Annotated in this window: 1 protein-coding gene; it reads right to left on the reverse strand. The window is 51.7% G+C overall.

The features are described from left to right. Positions 1 to 890: 890 nt before the first annotated feature. Positions 891 to 1,101: hypothetical protein (locus HRQ64_RS20005; protein WP_210258739.1), on the reverse strand; the 211-nt coding region annotated here is incomplete at its 5' end.

Consider the following 1,101-nt stretch of genomic DNA (forward strand, 5'->3'; position numbering starts at 1 on the left):
GACCCCATCATTACGAATGATGTGCTCTACCAACTGAGCACTGCTTAGCGGACCTGCTGAACCCTTGATCTGCCTCAATTTCTTGAAGTTAGCATCTCGTTCTTTCCGTCACAACAGCTGGCTGTGTCACACTTCCTGTGACTAGTTTGTGACCGGATCTCCGGGTTCGATGAGCATAGGCATCGCTAGTAACGCGGACCTAATATGAGGAGGCCGGCAGGCCGACGAGTGACCTCATGTTGTATCTACAATCTGCCTAACCGAGCCAGATAGACCATGGGCAAGATTGCTGTGGCATCCGCAGGGTGCTGCAATGCGCAGACACCTAAAGCCGTGGTCAACTGAGCAAAGCTACATGGATCGACCTAGGCAGATCAGTTGCTGGAAGGCCCCTGTAGACCATGTAGAGAGTCACTGACGGCAGGTGACAGGGGTAGGCCAGGACCACCCACCCCCTAGCCGGTATCGTGCATGGCCCCGACGTATTTTGGGGAAAATAGCTTGTCAAATAGTCTGGCTCATCCATTCATCAGGTTGCTTTAGAGCGCTGGTTTACGTTCCCTCTGAACAGGAGGGAGAAGCTTGATCATGGATGTAGTGAGCATAGGTCAGGGCAAATAATGCGGACCTATTATGAGGAGCCCCCCATGGGGCGACGATCAACCTGTATCTACAGTCTGTTTAACCAGACCGATTGAACCATTGAGTAGCCTGTCTCTCAACTAAGCAGACACACTGGTCACTCAAAGCCTTCACCAGCTTAGCCAAACCAGACAATCCACCCTTGTCATTGGCCTTTCTCATAGCCTGCATCATCCAAGGTCAGACCACCTGTTAGAACCTCTCTAGAAGCCACAGAGAGAGTCACTGAAGGCAGGTAGTATAGGCAGCTAGGTCAGCTTCAGCCTAAGGGATTGTTGCAGCTGGTTTGAACCATGCTGATGAGAATAGCCCACAGACATCATCGACATCCCCTCAAACAGGAACATACCCCAGCTTTTACAAATGCTGTGACGATGGGGATGGCTGGGCTGAGTATGGGTGAAGGTAGCCAATAATGCGGACCTATTATGAGGAGGCCCCATGGGCCGACGAATAGGT

Origin of the sequence: Devosia sp. 919 (assembly GCF_013185965.1) — a bacterium.
Lineage (GTDB): Bacteria > Pseudomonadota > Alphaproteobacteria > Rhizobiales > Devosiaceae > Devosia.